General features: G+C 44.3%; 17 protein-coding genes and 1 pseudogene. 14 read left to right on the top strand and 4 right to left on the bottom strand.

Features of this window, described 5'->3' with window-relative positions:
• Positions 1-9 precede the first annotated feature (9 nt).
• The 3 genes from V512_RS02135 to V512_RS02125 are packed head-to-tail and all read right to left on the bottom strand — an operon-like array spanning position 10 to position 2,518.
• Positions 10-696 carry an RNase H family protein gene (locus tag V512_RS02135; protein WP_099828816.1) on the bottom strand — a complete coding sequence of 229 codons (687 nt, stop codon included), beginning with the start codon at positions 694-696 and terminating at the stop codon, positions 10-12.
• Positions 693-1,463 carry an A24 family peptidase gene (locus tag V512_RS02130; protein WP_099829013.1) on the bottom strand — a complete coding sequence of 257 codons (771 nt, stop codon included), beginning with the start codon at positions 1,461-1,463 and terminating at the stop codon, positions 693-695. Before V512_RS02130 ends, V512_RS02135 begins: the two co-directional genes overlap by 4 nt.
• Entirely contained in the window at positions 1,448-2,518 is a 1,071-nt protein-coding gene (locus V512_RS02125) for a tetratricopeptide repeat protein (RefSeq protein ID WP_099828815.1), read from the bottom strand. The genes V512_RS02130 and V512_RS02125 overlap by 16 nt, the downstream gene beginning before the upstream one ends.
• A 151-nt stretch (positions 2,519-2,669) precedes the next feature.
• On the opposite strand from V512_RS02125, the gene V512_RS02120 reads away from it, so the two are divergent.
• A complete protein-coding gene (locus V512_RS02120) occupies positions 2,670-3,167 on the top strand; it encodes a ferritin family protein (RefSeq protein WP_099828814.1) in 498 nt (165 codons plus the stop codon).
• Here the strand turns inward: V512_RS02120 and rnr are convergent.
• Positions 3,164-5,377: a ribonuclease R gene (gene rnr, locus V512_RS02115; RefSeq protein WP_099828813.1), complete on the bottom strand. Its 2,214-nt coding sequence runs from the start codon at positions 5,375-5,377 to the stop codon at positions 3,164-3,166. The two genes, V512_RS02120 and rnr, sit on opposite strands and share 4 nt — an antisense overlap.
• 100 nt (positions 5,378-5,477) lie before the next feature.
• On the opposite strand from rnr, the gene V512_RS02110 reads away from it, so the two are divergent.
• From V512_RS02110 to V512_RS02050, 13 genes and pseudogenes are all read left to right on the top strand, one after another.
• Entirely contained in the window at positions 5,478-6,500 is a 1,023-nt protein-coding gene (locus V512_RS02110) for an ATP-dependent 6-phosphofructokinase (RefSeq protein ID WP_099828812.1), read from the top strand.
• Between the two features lie 9 nt (positions 6,501-6,509).
• Positions 6,510-7,025 carry an AmmeMemoRadiSam system protein A gene (gene amrA, locus V512_RS02105; RefSeq protein ID WP_099828811.1) on the top strand — a complete coding sequence of 172 codons (516 nt, stop codon included), beginning with the start codon at positions 6,510-6,512 and terminating at the stop codon, positions 7,023-7,025.
• Positions 7,026-7,046: 21 nt separating this feature from the next.
• Complete coding sequence (gene amrS / locus V512_RS02100; protein WP_099828810.1) at positions 7,047-8,042, top strand: AmmeMemoRadiSam system radical SAM enzyme; 996 nt, start codon at positions 7,047-7,049, stop codon at positions 8,040-8,042.
• Entirely contained in the window at positions 8,012-9,052 is a 1,041-nt protein-coding gene (locus tag V512_RS02095) for an FAD:protein FMN transferase (RefSeq protein WP_099828809.1), read from the top strand. The genes amrS and V512_RS02095 overlap by 31 nt, the downstream gene beginning before the upstream one ends.
• Positions 9,049-9,399, top strand: coding sequence for a NusG domain II-containing protein (locus V512_RS02090; RefSeq protein ID WP_099828808.1), 351 nt, complete (start codon positions 9,049-9,051; stop codon positions 9,397-9,399). The genes V512_RS02095 and V512_RS02090 overlap by 4 nt, the downstream gene beginning before the upstream one ends.
• A gap of 106 nt (positions 9,400-9,505) precedes the next feature.
• On the top strand, positions 9,506-10,015 hold the full coding sequence (locus tag V512_RS02085; RefSeq protein WP_099828807.1) for a Gx transporter family protein: 510 nt from the start codon (positions 9,506-9,508) through the stop codon (positions 10,013-10,015).
• Positions 10,003-10,566, top strand: coding sequence for a Maf family protein (locus tag V512_RS02080; protein ID WP_099828806.1), 564 nt, complete (start codon positions 10,003-10,005; stop codon positions 10,564-10,566). The genes V512_RS02085 and V512_RS02080 overlap by 13 nt, the downstream gene beginning before the upstream one ends.
• Before the next feature lies 1 nt (position 10,567).
• Positions 10,568-11,203, top strand: a pseudogene (radC, locus tag V512_RS02075) (DNA repair protein RadC); the annotation flags it as partial.
• Between the two features lie 40 nt (positions 11,204-11,243).
• Positions 11,244-11,792, top strand: a complete 549-nt coding sequence (locus tag V512_RS02070; protein ID WP_099828804.1) for an HDIG domain-containing metalloprotein — start codon at positions 11,244-11,246, stop codon at positions 11,790-11,792.
• 36 nt (positions 11,793-11,828) lie between these two features.
• Positions 11,829-12,578 carry a deoxyribose-phosphate aldolase gene (deoC, locus tag V512_RS02065; protein WP_099828803.1) on the top strand — a complete coding sequence of 250 codons (750 nt, stop codon included), beginning with the start codon at positions 11,829-11,831 and terminating at the stop codon, positions 12,576-12,578.
• A gap of 1 nt (position 12,579) precedes the next feature.
• Positions 12,580-13,209: a cyclodeaminase/cyclohydrolase family protein gene (locus V512_RS02060; protein ID WP_099828802.1), complete on the top strand. Its 630-nt coding sequence runs from the start codon at positions 12,580-12,582 to the stop codon at positions 13,207-13,209.
• Complete coding sequence (gene tgt / locus V512_RS02055; RefSeq protein ID WP_099828801.1) at positions 13,202-14,347, top strand: tRNA guanosine(34) transglycosylase Tgt; 1,146 nt, start codon at positions 13,202-13,204, stop codon at positions 14,345-14,347. Before V512_RS02060 ends, tgt begins: the two co-directional genes overlap by 8 nt.
• Before the next feature lie 4 nt (positions 14,348-14,351).
• Positions 14,352-15,179: a hypothetical protein gene (locus tag V512_RS02050; RefSeq protein WP_099828800.1), complete on the top strand. Its 828-nt coding sequence runs from the start codon at positions 14,352-14,354 to the stop codon at positions 15,177-15,179.
• Positions 15,180-15,216: the final 37 nt, after the last annotated feature.

Here is a 15,216-nt window from a genome sequence, read left to right as displayed (position 1 = left end):
AGATGCCACTCACTTCCTTCGAGTGAGATGATCATAATCACACTCATCAACTGCTTCCTTGGCAAGCTTATCCGCAATCTCGTTGAATGTATTTCCGGTATGCGCCTTTACCTTCTCCCATTCGATTATTATTCTATTCGACATATCGCGGGCAAGTTCTGAATACCTTCTCGTAAGATCGTTTTTCGCTTCCCATTCTCCTGTTAACCAGCTTCTCAATCCTTCATAATCGTAATGAATAGTCGCCTTTTTGTAGCTCCTTTTCAGGCAGTAGGACAATCCTTCTATTACTGCTTCGATCTCCCCCACTACATTCCTCATTTCCGGGTTCTTCTTGGCACACCCCTTCATCTTCTTTTCAATTCGACCTTCAGTAACTACTACCACTCCGTATCCCGCAATGTTATCCTTGAAGCTCCCGTCAACAAAGACATGAGTTCCTTCATAGACTCTGCCATTGTATTCTTCCCAAAGAAACAGCAGTCGCTCCGCTAGTTCTTCCGGAAAACTTGAGGGCATAATCAGACGGATGTTACCTGACCGGTTAGTGTAAAGCTTGAAACCCTTGCCATTCTTCAATTCCACAAAGTACTCTCCAAGAGTACCCATGGAATAGTTCAGTCCCTCATTCTTCAGAAACTCTGCAAATCCAGAAGCAGCAACTCTCAAATTGGCAGTCCACTTCCCAATTCTCATACTCTGTACAGCGCCTCGATAAAATCCAGAAAGAGTAGCGTAGAGTAGCCTCCGATTGCAATAAATGGGCCAAACGGAAGTTGAGCCTTTCTATCAAAGTGCCTTCCTTTTGCTGCAGCTGTAACTGCATAGACTATGAGAGCAGAGAAAGAAGCTATCATAATCGTGTAGAGAGATCCAATGATACCCGTTCCCAACGAAAGTGCAGCAAGTAACTCAACATCTCCGAAGCCAAAACTGTCCTTCCTGACGAGATTTGCAATAAGAAAGAATGCAACCATTGCACCTGTGACAAGAAGAGCGTGCAATATGTTCTCAGGAAACCTTCCTTCTAGTGTTGACCATGCGAAGGCACCGATTCCTACCATGATTACTCCCGAATCAGGAATCATATAATAATCTAGATCAATGAAAGAAGAGACAATCAGCCCCGTGGTCAAAACAGACAAGGCCGTTGCCATCGTAAGAGAGAAAACCAAAGCATTTATCGCATAGAGGGATGCTGTAAGAAGCTCAACAATGGGGTATCTTATAGAAATAGGTTTACCGCAGTACCTACATCTTCCCCCCAATAGAATATAGCTGATCAATGGAATATTGTCTTTCCATGAGAGCTCATGTTTGCAGCCAGGGCAGATACTTCTTCTTGGTCTTACTATAGAGTATTCTTTTGAAGGAATCCTGAATATCAGAGCATTGGAGAAGCTCCCGAATATGAGCCCAAACACGAAGAATGCAGGAACTCTCAGAACTAGATTATTCCACACCGTCTTCTCTCTTCCTCAGTAAGATATTCGTCAAAAAGCTCCTTCTTTCCGTAGTAATACCATACCTGTTCACTTTCAAAGCCCTCAAGAAGGCGCTTTGCTTCAGAACACTTCCCTTTCTTCATGAAAGTAACCACAAGAAGCATCTTAAGTTCCGGCCTGTCGGGGTCATCATTCAGAAACTTCTTCGCAGATTCTTCGACTACGTCGAAATTCGAGTGTTTGAACTGTACCTTTGCCCAAGGCTCCATATCATTTATGTAAACTGGTCTTGCGCTAAGTACTTCTTCTTCCATCTTCTTCCTCATTTCGCTATTGCCCATTTTACCGTAAAGCTCTGCCATTTCTACTTTTGTAAGAATGCTGTCAGGATCTCTTTCAGAAAGGCTCTTGAGAACGTTCAAGGCTTCCTCCATGCGCCCCGCATTTATGTAAGCATCGGTGAGCATGAAATATGTGACGAGGTGATCTGGCGACAAAGCGATTTCCTTCTCCCAGTATGCCGCAGCCTCATTGAACTCCCCTCTGTTATAAAAGGTTTGACCTAGAAAAGAGTACGCTGTAACTAATGAGGGGTCGATCTTCAAGGCTCGCTGCAGCCAGTTGATACCTTCATCTTCGTTTCCAGATTCAAGAAAGACCGTTCCTTTGAGCTCGCAAACGGTTGCTTTGTCCACACTTGCTTCCAAAAGCATATCTAGAAACTGCTGAGCGCTTTCGTAATCGCCTCTATCTGCAATTGCTAGCACCTTGTCCTGAAAACCAGAGAATGTCCCCCTGGGAAATGATTTTATTGTCAAGTCAGTCTCCCTGAGGTATTCCTTGAACTCCTCAACCTCGATTGGCGCGTAATTCTCAGGTGTGATTATATCATCGAACAAGTTGGCTAGATTCTTTATGCAAATGAGATCTCCTTCTATCTTGCTACCCTTCAAATCATCAATTGCAAGATAAATGTCTCCGTCGTATATTTGATCAAGAATAGCAATTGAAAAAGGCAATGTCTCGGTTATTGCAAAAGTATTTTCCCCATACTTGAGGCGAATAATCTCCATGTGGCACCTCTTCTCTGAGTCTTTTGTAGAAAATATACCACGTTTGATCACTATAAGAGTGACTTTCCGAACATCAAGCATATCTTGGTTGAAGTGAAAAGTAATGAGATAATACTTGTGAATGTCTTAATAGAACTTAAGGAGGCACAATATGGGAAATGAAGAGTTGGCTATATTGAAGTATGCTTTGGCCCGAGAGAGAGAGGGTGCAAAGTTCTATAGAGAAAGAGCCAGGGAAATTCACGTTCCGGAAGTTAGGGAATTGTTCGCTGAACTGGCGGAAATGGAAATGGATCACGTATCTTTCATCGCCGCAATGTTCGAAGGAGTCTCTAGAGGAGATGAAATCTCTTTCACAGAAATCGAAGATAGGGACACATTCTCTTCGAGGGAGGCTCTTGAGCTGAAAGGCATTTCTGTTGACTCCCTAGCTGGAGACTTATCCGCGCTTAGAATAGCTTATCTTATAGAGAAAGACTTCGAAGACTTCTATAATCAAAAATCAGAGGAATCTTCGAAAGCCGAAATCAAGAGATTATTCAGTACGCTCTCAAAATGGGAACAAAATCACAAGCAGGCTCTTCTCAGTCTCTATGAGTCTCTTATGAAGGAATACTGGAACACCCAAGGATTTGAGCCTCTGTACTAGTTTTTTCTCTTCTTCCCGTTGTGTTCCTTCGTTCTGGACTTGTTTGATGATACGGTTTTCTTTTTGTTGTTTCTTGATTCCTTCTCTTTTGCTATGCTGAAATCTATCTCCATTGTAGTCTTGTCTGCCCTTACAACTTGAACTCTCAACTGATCGCCGATTCTGAAAATCCTCTTACTCTTCCTTCCAACTAGAATGTTCTGGTTTTCTATGAAATCGTAATAATCATCTAGAGTTGAAATATGGATTAGACCTGATATCATCTTCTCCGTAAGCTCTACGAAAATCCCAAACTTCGTGACACCTGTTATAACGCCGTCAAAGGTGTCACCGATTCTGTTAGCGATATACTCGACCTTTTTCATGTCTAGCAAATCCCATTCAGCTTCATTCGCAACTCTCTCTCTCTTAGAAGCCCAAGAAGCAATTTTGGGAAGAACTTCTTCAAGATCCTTTGATTCCTCAATGAGGTCTCTCCCGGAGTTATTCACCAGTTTCTTCAGGAGCCTGTGCACAATTAAATCTGGATATCTTCTTATAGGCGAAGTGAAGTGAGTGTATGCTTCTGAGGCCAGCCCAAAATGCCCGATATTCCTACTGGAATATACCGCTCGCTTCATACCTCTTACAAGAACTCTCTCTATCGAAGTGTGGAGAGGATGATCCTTTGTCTTCTCAAGTATCTGTTGAAGAGCTTTAGGATGAACATTTCTAGGGATTTTTACCTTCATGCCAAGAGCTTCGAGATAGTTCTTCAATTGCATCATCGACTCAGGATCAGGCTCTTCATGAATCCTGTAAACAAATGGTAATCCTCTACTGTTGAAAATCTCGGCCACTGTCTCGTTGGCCAGTATCATAAACTCTTCAATAATCCACTCAGAAATCCCGCGGGTCTGAGGCAGGATATCTGCTACTCTGCCTTCTTCATCAAAAATGATCTTGACTTCTCTCGAAGAAATGTCCATGACCGAGCCCCGCTTCTTTCTGAGATCTCTGATTTTCTGAGCCAACTCATGTGATAATCTCAAAGACTCGGCAACAGGCCTAAGCTTTTCCATCGTTTCGGCAGAGGCTTCTCCATTAAGAAATCCATTTACCTCCGAGTAAGTAAGTCTTCTCCTTGAATTGATCACGGAATTCTTAATCTCGGAGGCAATCACCCGTCCTCTCTGATCTATTTCAATCAAAAGAGAAAGAGTCAACCTGTCTTCTTCTGGTCTCAGCGAACAAATATCGTTTGACAACTCAAATGGGAGCATCGGAATAACCGTATCAAGCAAATACACAGACGTTCCTCTTGAATAGGCTTCGGAATCGATCTGCGTCCCTTCGCGAACATAGTATGAGACATCGGCTATGTGAATTCCTAACATATAATTCCCTTCGGAATTCCTTCTAAGAGAAATCGCGTCGTCGAAGTCCATCGCATCATCGCCATCGATTGTGAATACCAGTTCACTCCGGAGATCCTCTCTTTCTTTTATCTCTCTCGAGCTAATCTTCCTTGACATCTTAGCGGCCTGAGTCTTAACTTCTTCGGGAAAATATCCGGGCTCCGGCAGACCCTGCTTGTATATGACCGTTAAGAGGTCTACCTCTGGACTTAGCGCATCTCCGAGAACTCGCTCTACTACTCCTTCGGGATTTCTCCCCGGTGACGGATATTTGGTAATCCTCACAAGAACTTTGTCGTCTGGTTTTGCTCCGTTGAATCCTTCTGGTGGAATGTAGAAGTCGTTCTTTATTCGGATGTCATCGGCTACTACGAAGGCCATTATTCCCCTTGTCTTGAAGGTACCTACTACCTTTTCCTTATTCCGTTTTATGACTTTGACTATCCTTCCTTTTCTTATCTCTCTGAATCTGCCGGTTATCTCTACGAAGACAGTGTCTCCATGAATTGAGAAGCCGGTATCCTCCGACGGTATGAAGATATCTTCTCCGTCTTCAATAGTTATAAAGGCTCCCATGTTCCTTCTAGCAAACTCTACTGTCCCTACCACCGTTTTCTCACCAGGAGAGATGTATCTTCCCTTGGAATCCTTAACGATTACCGATGAATCAACCAATTGCTGAAGATATTTCTTGAGCAATGCCCTGCTTTCATTATCGCTTAGCTCTAGCTTGGCAGCAAGACCTCTCAACGTAGTTGGTGAGTATTCCGGAGATGTCACATGTTCTCTCAATGTTTTCAAACTTAGCTTCATAAGCCTCTTCCCTCTCTGTCGTCAGACAAGATTGCGTCACTTCATGTTATAATTATACAGTCTATGCGTCAGCATTATTAGAACTTACAGGAGGTTAGTAATGCGAATTGGGATACTGACTGGCGGCGGGGACTGCCCAGGGTTGAATGCGGTTATTAGAGGAATTGTCAAATCTGCTCCAGAAAGCGTAGAAATAATCGGCTTGATGCACGGTTGGAAAGGGCTGGTCAATGGAGAAAGCATGAAGCTTACCGATAACGATGTTGAAGGAATTCACATCCTTGGCGGTACTATTCTCGGAACATCCAGGACAAACCCCTTTAAGTCGGAAGATATGAGAACCAAGATGGAGGAAAACATTAAGAAGTTGGGACTGGACGTAATTATCGGCATCGGTGGAGACGATACGTTAAGTGTCGCCGCAAAGCTTTCCTCTATGGGATACAAAACGATTGGGGTTCCAAAAACAATTGACAACGACGTTGCAAATACAGATTATACTTTCGGGTATCAGACGGCTGTTAATGTTGGAGCAGATGCTATTGACAGGCTGCATTCAACCGCGAAGTCTCACGGAAGGATAATCATCGTGGAGCTAATGGGGCGCGAAGCAGGATGGGTTACTCTAGAAGCAGGAATGGCTGCTGGGGCTCATCTTATACTTATTCCCGAATACCCGATGACAATAGATGAAATCCTTGACTATGTGAAGAACAGGATGGATCGCTATGGTTATATGATTGTTGCTGTTGCCGAAGGGTTCAAACCAACAGAACTTGAGAACGTTGTGGGCGATGAAAGTAAGATCGATGCTTTCGGGCATATCAAACTGGGAGGAATCGCCCATTATATGGCAAACATCATTTCTGAGAGGACCGGTTACGACACAAGATCAGTAGTTCTTGGACATCTTCTGAGAGGAGGTACTCCAACTGCTTTCGACCGAATTCTCGGAACTAGATATGGAGTACATGCAATGGAGCTTGTTATGAAAGGTGATTTTGGAAGAATGGTTGCACTTAGGGGCAATGACATTATCTCTATACCTCTTGAGTATGGAATAGCCACGAAGAAGCTTGTGCCTTTTGAATACTACAAGTTGTCTCAGATCTTCTTCGACTGAGGGACAGTGTTGCCAAATTCCGAGCCTGTAAGAGTTGCAAAATATGCGCTGGAGGAATATTTGCAGCAGCGTTCAGTAATTCCTGTGCCCGAATGGGTTTCTGAGGAATTGACTGCCAGAAGGGCCGGATGTTTCGTATCAATCCATACTCGTGACGGCTCGCTTAGAGGGTGCATAGGAACGATATATCCCACCGAAGAAAACGTGGCTCTTGAGATAATAAACAATGCGATTTCAGCATCGACTAGAGATCCTCGGTTCTCACCAATTAGCGTGGGCGAATTGCCTTGTCTGGATATAACGGTGGACATTCTGGGACTACCTGAAGAGACAACTGTCGCAGAACTGAATCCAAAGATGTTTGGGGTTATTGTCACCCTTGGAAACAGAAAGGGTGTCCTTCTACCCGATCTGGAAGGCGTCGAAACTGTTCAGCAACAGTTGAGAATAGCATTACGTAAAGCAGGCATCAGGGAATCCGAGGACTACAGGATATTCAGGTTCGCGGTTGAAAGGTATTACTGACAACGATAAGAGGTGGTTGTTTTGAAATCGGCCGTGTATTTTGACGAATATGGTGAAGAAGACGCTCTTCAGTGCCTACTCTGTCCTATGCGTTGTGTGATTAAGCCAAATCAGGTTGGCTTCTGTGGTGTAAGGAAGAACGTTGACGGAATGTTGTATTCGCTGAATTACGGTCAGCTTACTTCGATAGCAATAGATCCAATCGAGAAGAAACCTCTGTACCATTTCTATCCGGGAGAGACAATACTGTCGGTAGGTTCGTGGGGGTGCAATCTTAAGTGCAATTTCTGTCAGAACTGGGAAATCTCCAAAGAGAGACCGAAAACAGTGAAGCGTGTGATGCCTCAGCAGCTGATTCAGATAGCCCTTGAAAGGGAGTCTAGGGGCATCGCATTCACGTATAATGAACCAATAGTCTCTTTCGAGTTCATTCTTGACACCTCGAGAGCGGCGGCAAAGGAAGGAATTTACAGTGTGCTTGTTACAAACGGTGTGATTGAAGAGGAGCCAATGGATCTCCTTTCACAGTCGGTTAGAGCAATGAATATCGATTTAAAGGGTTGGAACGATGACTTCTACATCAATGAAATTGGCACAGAGAAGAGAAATGTTCTAAGATCAATAGAGACGGCAAAAAAGGTAGGAACGCATTTGGAATTGACAACATTAATAATTCCTGGTAAGAATGATTCCACTGAAGAAATGAGAGAAGAGGCAAAATGGATTTCAGAGCTTTCGAAAGACATTCCCCTTCACATAAACAGATATTATCCTAACTACAGGAGTGAGATCCCGCCCACTTCTCCAGAGTCGCTGGTAAGGCTTGCAGATGTTGCAAAAGAATACTTGAGATATGTCTATGTTGGGAACATTAGTCTTCCCGGTCTCTCCGATACGTCATGCCCTCACTGTGGAAATCTTCTGATTGAGAGGAAGGGAATGCGAAGTTCAGTAATCGGCATAGATGAAAAAGGAAGGTGCAATAAGTGCCAGGAAGAGATTCCAGTAGTCTCCTGAGAAGCCGTACTGTAGCCTATGCGTTGCTTTTTATCTCTGCGATGGTTCTGCTGATTTTCGTTTTCTTTCGACAGAAACCTGTTGAGTACTACGACAGAACCGAATACCTTCTTGGGACTTATGTTACCATAAGAGTTTCATCCTCGAAAATGTCTCCTGTTGCTCTGGCAGAAGCCGCCTTAAGCGAGATCAAGCGAATTGACGAAAAATTCGGTAGCCGAACCAATGGCATAATTGCCGAGCTAAACAGAAGTGGAGAGCTTCATGACATCGACAAAGAAACAAGTTTCCTTATTAAGTCCGCTCTTGAGATCTCGAGAAACACATCCGGTGCATTCGATCCTACACTTTATTCGCTAACCAGACTGTGGGGTTTTGACGATGAGTCTTCGTTGAGAAGAATTCCTTCAGAAGATGAAATCGAAGCCGCTCTACGTTCCACCGGATTCTCCAGGATCACGTTCGATGAGAAGACAGGATATGTCTCGCTGTCGGACGGTGCAATGATGGATCTTGGAGCGATTGCAAAGGGATACGCAGTAGATATGGCTATTGCGAAGATCAAAGCGCTCGACGAGGGAGCGACTGGCTTCATTGATGCTGGCGGAGACATTGGGGTAATCGGTCCGAAGTACGGAAGCAGGCCGTGGATAATCGGTGTGAGAGATCCGAGAGGGGAGAGTGTCCAAGACGTTATCGAGTATATCTATCTATATGATGGTGCAGTTGCTACTTCTGGGGACTATGAAAGATTTTTTGTGGAAGACAACGTACGTTACCACCACATTCTCGATCCAGAGACTGGATACCCATCCCGCAACGGAGTTATTAGCGCAACCGTTATTGGCAGAAGCGCCATGCTTGCAGATGCATATGCAACTGCCGCCTTTGTGATTGGTATGGAGCCGGGAGTAACATTCTTGCCGAGATTTGGAGCACTCGTTCTTCTCGTAATGGAAGATATGAGTACTTTTAAGTCACCGGGTTTTGAAGTTTATCAGGAGCGATGAAGTTATTCACAAAATACGACTTCGCGCTTGTTGTGTCACTGTTAGCAGTGATTGTGATTCTTTTGTTCCCAAGGGGAACCTCCTCTCATGTAGCTGAGATCTATTTTGATGGGAATCTGATAAGAACCATGAACCTTAAGGAAGACCAACAAGTTTATCTTGATGTTGGAATGCTAGTCAAAGTGGAAGGCGGAAGGATCTCAGTTGTAGATTCCGATTGCCCAGAAAAACTATGTGTTTCACAGGGTGCGATAGACAAGCCGAATATACCGATTGTATGCGTTCCAAACAAGATAATCATAAGAATTCCTTCAGGCATAAGCGACATCGATGTGATAACGCAGTGAGGCTTTTTTTCAAAATATCTAGGTGAAATCCCTTGTGCAACCGGCAAATTTGTCCGCAGAAAAATTTCGGCGCGGGTTTGTCACCTGTCACGAAGATGGAGTAGTAATGGAGGCAAGAAGAGTAACCACACTATCGATGTTAATAGCGATAGGTTCTGTACTTTATCTTCTAGAAACCCTCATACCTTTTCCTTTGCCAGTTCCAGGCGGAAGATGGGGCTTCTCAAATCTTGTCTTGTTATTAGCTCTATCAGGAATGCCATTCAAAGACGTTATCGCCATTTCTATTGGGAAAACCTTCATAGGCAGCCTCTTAACAGGAAGACTAGCAACACCTGGATTCTTGATGGGGATTTCGGGAGCTTCTACATCGGCCTCAGTTATGTGGCTACTTAGCAAAACAGAGAAATTCGGCTTGATAGGAATCAGCCTTGTCGGTGCTTCTGTCAATAATTTCACTCAATTGCTGGTTGCTTCAACGATAGTTGTGAAAAGCTTTGAGATCGTTTTTCTTTACCCTTACATGTTGCTTCTTGGATCGATATCGGCAGTAATCAATGCTTATATTGCATTTGAAGTCATTCGAAGGATTGGTGATACTCTTTGGCAAGACTGATATTAGGTTCATCTTCTCCCAGAAGAAAAGAGCTCTTTCGGCTACTAAGAATCCCCTTTGAGATCGTCCCTCCCGAAGGAGTTGAAGAGAATCTCTCTGAGAGATACTCCGAAGCTGAGCTTTCGGAGCTATCTCACAGAAAGGCCCAAAACGTCTATCTCAGACGTCCCGATTCAATAGTTGTGGGAGCAGATACAGTAGTTGTGCTAGATGGATTTGTGCTTGGAAAACCAAGTTCTGTTGATGAGGCGTTCAGGATGCTTTCGTCCCTTACAGGAAAAACTCACTCAGTATACACATCACTGTCAGTAGTTTCCGAGAAGATCGCCTTCGAGTTTATTGAAGAGACCGAAGTCACTTTCAGAGAAGTACCTGAGAGAGTTTTGCGAGAGTATGCGGAAAGCGGCATCTCTCTGGACAAAGCCGGCGCATACGGAATACAGGATTACGGCGCACTCTTCGTGAAATGCATCTCAGGAGACTTTTACAATGTGATGGGATTACCAGTTGGAAGGCTATGGCAGGAGCTTCATTCGCGGGGGGTAGAATAAAATGGACACCCAATTGATGCCAAGGGAGAAACTGATAGAATACGGTGCCGGCTCTCTCACCAATAGTGAACTAATAGCAATTCTGCTGAGAACAGGAAGCAAAGGCAAAGGTGTAATTCAGATGAGTGAAGAGCTTCTCAACTACTATGGTTCGTTGACTGCGCTTCTTTCTGCTGAGGTATCTGAACTCATGAATATCAAAGGCCTCGGCACAGCAAAAGCCGTGTGTCTGAAAGCCTCTCTTGAACTAGGGCAGAGAATCTTCAGAGAAATGTCGGAAAATACAAGGGTACGTCTTGACGAACCGGAGGGTGTCTACTGTCTTTGCCATGATATGGCCTTCATGGATAGGGAGACAGTAAGAGTGATTTCTTTAGATACCAAACTGAACTACAGAGGTCTCAACACTGTGAGCATAGGAATTCTGGATTCTTCCCTTCTTCATCCCAGAGAGGTCTACAAACCCGCCATCAGCAGAACTGCCGCAGCAATAATCCTCGTCCATAATCACCCCTCCGGTGATCCATCTCCCAGCAAAGAGGACGAAGGCATTACCTCTAGGATTAGAAACGCTGGAGAAACTCTCGGAATTAAGATGCTGGATCACGTTATAATAGGAAGCGGCAGATACTATAGTTTTGCAGCAGGAAAGGTCTTCACAGCGGAGGTGGCGCATAATGATTTCGAGAGAAGAGGCAATGCTTCTTATAAGAAACAACATACATTCAAAGAATCTAATTAAGCACGTACTTGCTACTGAGGCGGTAATGAAAGCTCTGGCTGAAAAGCTGGAACAGGATAGAGATGTTTGGGCTATGGCAGGGCTTCTCCATGATCTTGACTACGAATTCACAAAGGATAATTTCAATGAACACGGTAACAAGTCCGTGCAGATGCTTGAAGGAAAGGATCTTCCCAACGAAGTGAAAGATGCTATTCTAGCGCACTGTGATAAGAAGGAGAGGGAGTCACTTATTGAGAAAGCCATTTATGCAGCCGACCCTGTGACAGGGTTCATAGTAGCTGCCGTCCTTATCAGAAAAGGAACCCAACTTGTCGATATTGATGTCGAATTCCTCTTGAACAGATTCAAGGAGAAGTCGTTTGCTAAGGGCGCAAGCAGGGAGCAAATGGCAAGTTGTTCAGAATTTGGAATTTCCCTTCCGGAGTTTCTCTCTCTTTCCTTAAGAGCTATGCAGGGAATTTCAAATGATTTGGAGCTTTGAGATTTCAAAAAGAGTGAGAGAAGGAAAGGTGATGCGATGATTAAAGAATCAGTTAGGAACGAAATCAGGAGATACAAGGAAGAATACTCCCCTGTTGTTAGAGAACTGCCCGATAAACTAAATGTCTCGAGATTCATCGACCATACTCTTCTGAAGGCCGACGCAACACCAGAAATGGTAAGAAAGCTTTGTGAAGAAGCTATGCGTTATGAGTTCTGGAGTGTCTGTGTGAATAGCGGATACATTCCTTTGGCAACTAAGTTGCTCGCAGAAAGTGATGTAAAAAAGACGGTTGTTGTGGGATTTCCTTTGGGACAGATGTCAAGTGAAGCAAAAGTTTTCGAAGCTTCATGGGCCTCTGACAATGGGGCAGACGAGTTTGACATGGTGATCAACGTGGGCCTTCTGAAGGCTGGAGAGTACGAAACCGTTTTTGATGACATAGTTAAAGTGGTAGAATCGGCTCATGGAAAACCTGTTAAGGTGATTTTGGAAACTTGTTTGTTGACCGTAGAAGAGAAGATCGCTGGCTGCGTTATTTCGAGAGAGGCAGGTTCCGCTTTCGTGAAGACTTCTACCGGTTTCTCCTCAGGTGGAGCAACTATAGAAGATGTTTCGCTTATGAAATTTGTGGTCGGTGACAAATGCAGAGTAAAGGCCTCCGGAGGTGTCAAGTCAAGAGAAGATGCTCTCAAAATGATAGTCGCCGGCGCAAACAGGATAGGTACAAGTTCTGGTATAAAGATAGTGACTGGAGAATCAAATGATAATTGGGGGGGTTATTAAAATGGATTTCTGCACACTACCAGTTAAAGACTTCTTGAAGAAAGTTGCTGAGAAATCTGCAACTCCAGGAGGCGGAGCAGTAGGTGCGGTCGTAGCTGCTCTCGCAGCGTCATTAGGGTCTATGGTTGCGAACTTGACCATTGGCAAGAAGGGATACGAAGATGTTGAAGGTCATATGGAGTCCGCTTTAGAAGTCTTTGAGTCAGAAAGCAACTACCTATGTGATCTTATGAACCGCGATATCCAGGCGTTCGACCAGGTGATGTCAGCCTATAAGATGTCAAAGGCCACAGATGATGAAAAGAATAGCAGGGAGATGAAGGTTCAGCAGGCTTTGAAAACAGCAATAGAAGTGCCTTTTGATCTCGCCAGACGCTGCAAGAATATCATTTTCAACGTCGAACGACTTGCCAAGTGGGGGAACTCAAATGTGCTTTCGGACGCAGAAAGTGCCGCTCACCTTCTTCATGCGGTTTACAAAATAGCTAAAGCCAACGTAATGATAAACATGAAATCTCTTAAAGACCCTGATTATGGCTCGTGGGTAAATGAAGAAATGAAGCAGTTGGAAAAACAGATAAACGCTTCCTACGAGAAAATCATCGAGATAATCGGGAAGCGAAATGGTTGAGCTGAGCATCAGAGCATCTAGCACCGAATCAAAGGCAAGAACCGGCATTATTAGTACTCCTCACGGAGAGTTTGATACGCCAGTGTTTATGCCGGTTGGGACCAATGGAACAGTTAAGGGAATATGGCAAGACCAGCTCCATGAACTCGAAGCAAGAATAATACTTGGCAACGCTTTTCATTTGTTCTTGCGCCCGGGGCTCGATATTCTACGAGATTTCGGTGGACTTCACAAGTTCATGTCTTGGGGTCATTCAATCCTAACGGATAGCGGGGGGTTCCAGGTTTTCTCGCTAAAAGACAAAAAGGTGAGCGATGAAGGAGTTAAGTTTCGCTCACCGCTTGATGGGAGGAGTCTTTTCGTTACTCCAGAGCTTTCGATGGAGATACAAGAAGCTGTTGGATCAGACATTGCAATGGCTTTTGATGAGTGTACTGAACCAAGTGCAACAAAGGAATACGTAAGGAATTCCGTGAATAGAACAACGGCTTGGGCAAAGAGATTTTTGATCGCACATAGAAGGAACAGTAAGCAGTCCTTTTTCGGTGTAGTTCAGGGAGGGTTCTTCAACGACTTAAGAGAAGAAAGCGCTTCTCAAATAACCGCCATGGATTTTGACGGGTTTGCACTAGGCGGGTTGAGCGTCGGAGAGGATTTTGAGACTACCGAGAGGGTGCTTTCAAGCTCTGTCGAGTTTCTACCGGAGGATCGGCCTAGATATCTAATGGGAGTCGGGACACCCGAACTGATAATGGTTGCTGTCGAAAACGGCGTTGACATGTTCGACAGTGTTCTCCCCACAAGGCTAGGAAGGCACGGGGCAGCTCTTACATCGCGGGGAAGAGTTAACCTGAAATCGGCGAGAAACAAGTTGGACAGATCTCCTGTTGATCCATTTTGTCAATGCAAAGTCTGTTCAACATACAGTAAAGCGTACATTCATCACCTTTTTACGAGGGATGAGATACTTGGAAAGACTCTGTTGAGTTACCATAACATCAGCTTTCTTATGCAGTTCGTGAAGAAGATCCGAGAGGCTATACTTGAAGATAGACTGGCTGAATTCAAAAACTACTGCCTAGAAACCGGCCTTATTCAAGCAGTTAATCCAAAGACTTCTGAAGAACGTATGGGGTGATAAGATGAAGAAGCTCTTGATTTTAGTGGTCGTATCTCTTGGTGTGGTTACTGCGGCATTGAATCCATTCTCGCTTCAAACAGGAGGAAATGGCATACTGGCAAAAGGGTATAGTTCGGGATTTGGAAGTCCATCAGATCTCTATGGAGTACTCAATTCAGCATTTTCATCGAGCTTTGTTGAACTCACCACAACCGCTTCCCCTTCATCAAATGAGCGTGGACTATACGTTCAGTTATTTGAGGACTCCGATGACGGAATGGCTGGAATGCTTCAGTACTATATGGATATTGGCAAAACGTCAAGTATTAGGTCTCTCAGCTACATGATATCTGGCGAACTTGGGCCCCTAACTGCCTATGGCGTAGATCTACAAATAAACATGTCCACCGCAACAACAACAAACTACGGTGTCGCAATCAAGGGTGGTATTACTGGAAAGGCTTACGAGATCCTGGACTACGTAGTAGCCTTCAGTAGTTCTATTTGGAATAGCGGTTCATCCGCAAATTCGATCGATCTTCTGGCAGGAATACGATTTGTTCCTGACCCTTTCATGATAGGACTTGAATTGGGAACAAGAGAGGGATTGGAAATCAAGTATTTTGGCCTTTCGACACAGTATACATACAACAGTCTTTTTTCGGCTCGAGCAGGAGTCTCGATGAACGCGGATCTTCTCGGAAACATGGATTTTCTTGTCGGAGGAGGAATCGAGGTTAGGGTTGGAGACATGCTTATTACATCCGGAATTGGTACTAACCTCACTAATAAGATCGAATCTATTAGTTTCGAGAGAACCTGGAGTGTGGGGCTTCTTGGCCGGTGGTGATTCTTTATTTACTAATCCTTAGTACCTAGCGTTTTCC

Source organism: Mesotoga sp. Brook.08.105.5.1, assembly GCF_002752635.1.
Lineage (GTDB): Bacteria > Thermotogota > Thermotogae > Petrotogales > Kosmotogaceae > Mesotoga.
Note: the sequence above shows the minus strand (reverse complement) of the source record. Positions and strands in the feature narration are given on the sequence as shown.

Bases quoted from the DNA above. Each gene is read 5' to 3' on its own strand.
- V512_RS02060 (WP_099828802.1), top strand. From the start codon at position 12,580: ATGGATTTCTGCACACTACCAGTTAAAGACTTCTTGAAGAAAGTTGCT.
- V512_RS02085 (WP_099828807.1), top strand. From the start codon at position 9,506: ATGGAGGCAAGAAGAGTAACCACACTATCGATGTTAATAGCGATAGGT.
- V512_RS02090 (WP_099828808.1), top strand. From the start codon at position 9,049: ATGAAGTTATTCACAAAATACGACTTCGCGCTTGTTGTGTCACTGTTA.
- V512_RS02120 (WP_099828814.1), top strand. From the start codon at position 2,670: ATGGGAAATGAAGAGTTGGCTATATTGAAGTATGCTTTGGCCCGAGAG.
- tgt (WP_099828801.1), top strand. From the start codon at position 13,202: ATGGTTGAGCTGAGCATCAGAGCATCTAGCACCGAATCAAAGGCAAGA.
- V512_RS02110 (WP_099828812.1), top strand. From the start codon at position 5,478: ATGCGAATTGGGATACTGACTGGCGGCGGGGACTGCCCAGGGTTGAAT.
- V512_RS02070 (WP_099828804.1), top strand. From the start codon at position 11,244: ATGATTTCGAGAGAAGAGGCAATGCTTCTTATAAGAAACAACATACAT.
- deoC (WP_099828803.1), top strand. From the start codon at position 11,829: ATGATTAAAGAATCAGTTAGGAACGAAATCAGGAGATACAAGGAAGAA.
- V512_RS02135 (WP_099828816.1), bottom strand. From the start codon at position 696: ATGAGAATTGGGAAGTGGACTGCCAATTTGAGAGTTGCTGCTTCTGGA.
- V512_RS02050 (WP_099828800.1), top strand. From the start codon at position 14,352: ATGAAGAAGCTCTTGATTTTAGTGGTCGTATCTCTTGGTGTGGTTACT.
- V512_RS02125 (WP_099828815.1), bottom strand. From the start codon at position 2,518: ATGGAGATTATTCGCCTCAAGTATGGGGAAAATACTTTTGCAATAACC.
- rnr (WP_099828813.1), bottom strand. From the start codon at position 5,377: ATGAAGCTAAGTTTGAAAACATTGAGAGAACATGTGACATCTCCGGAA.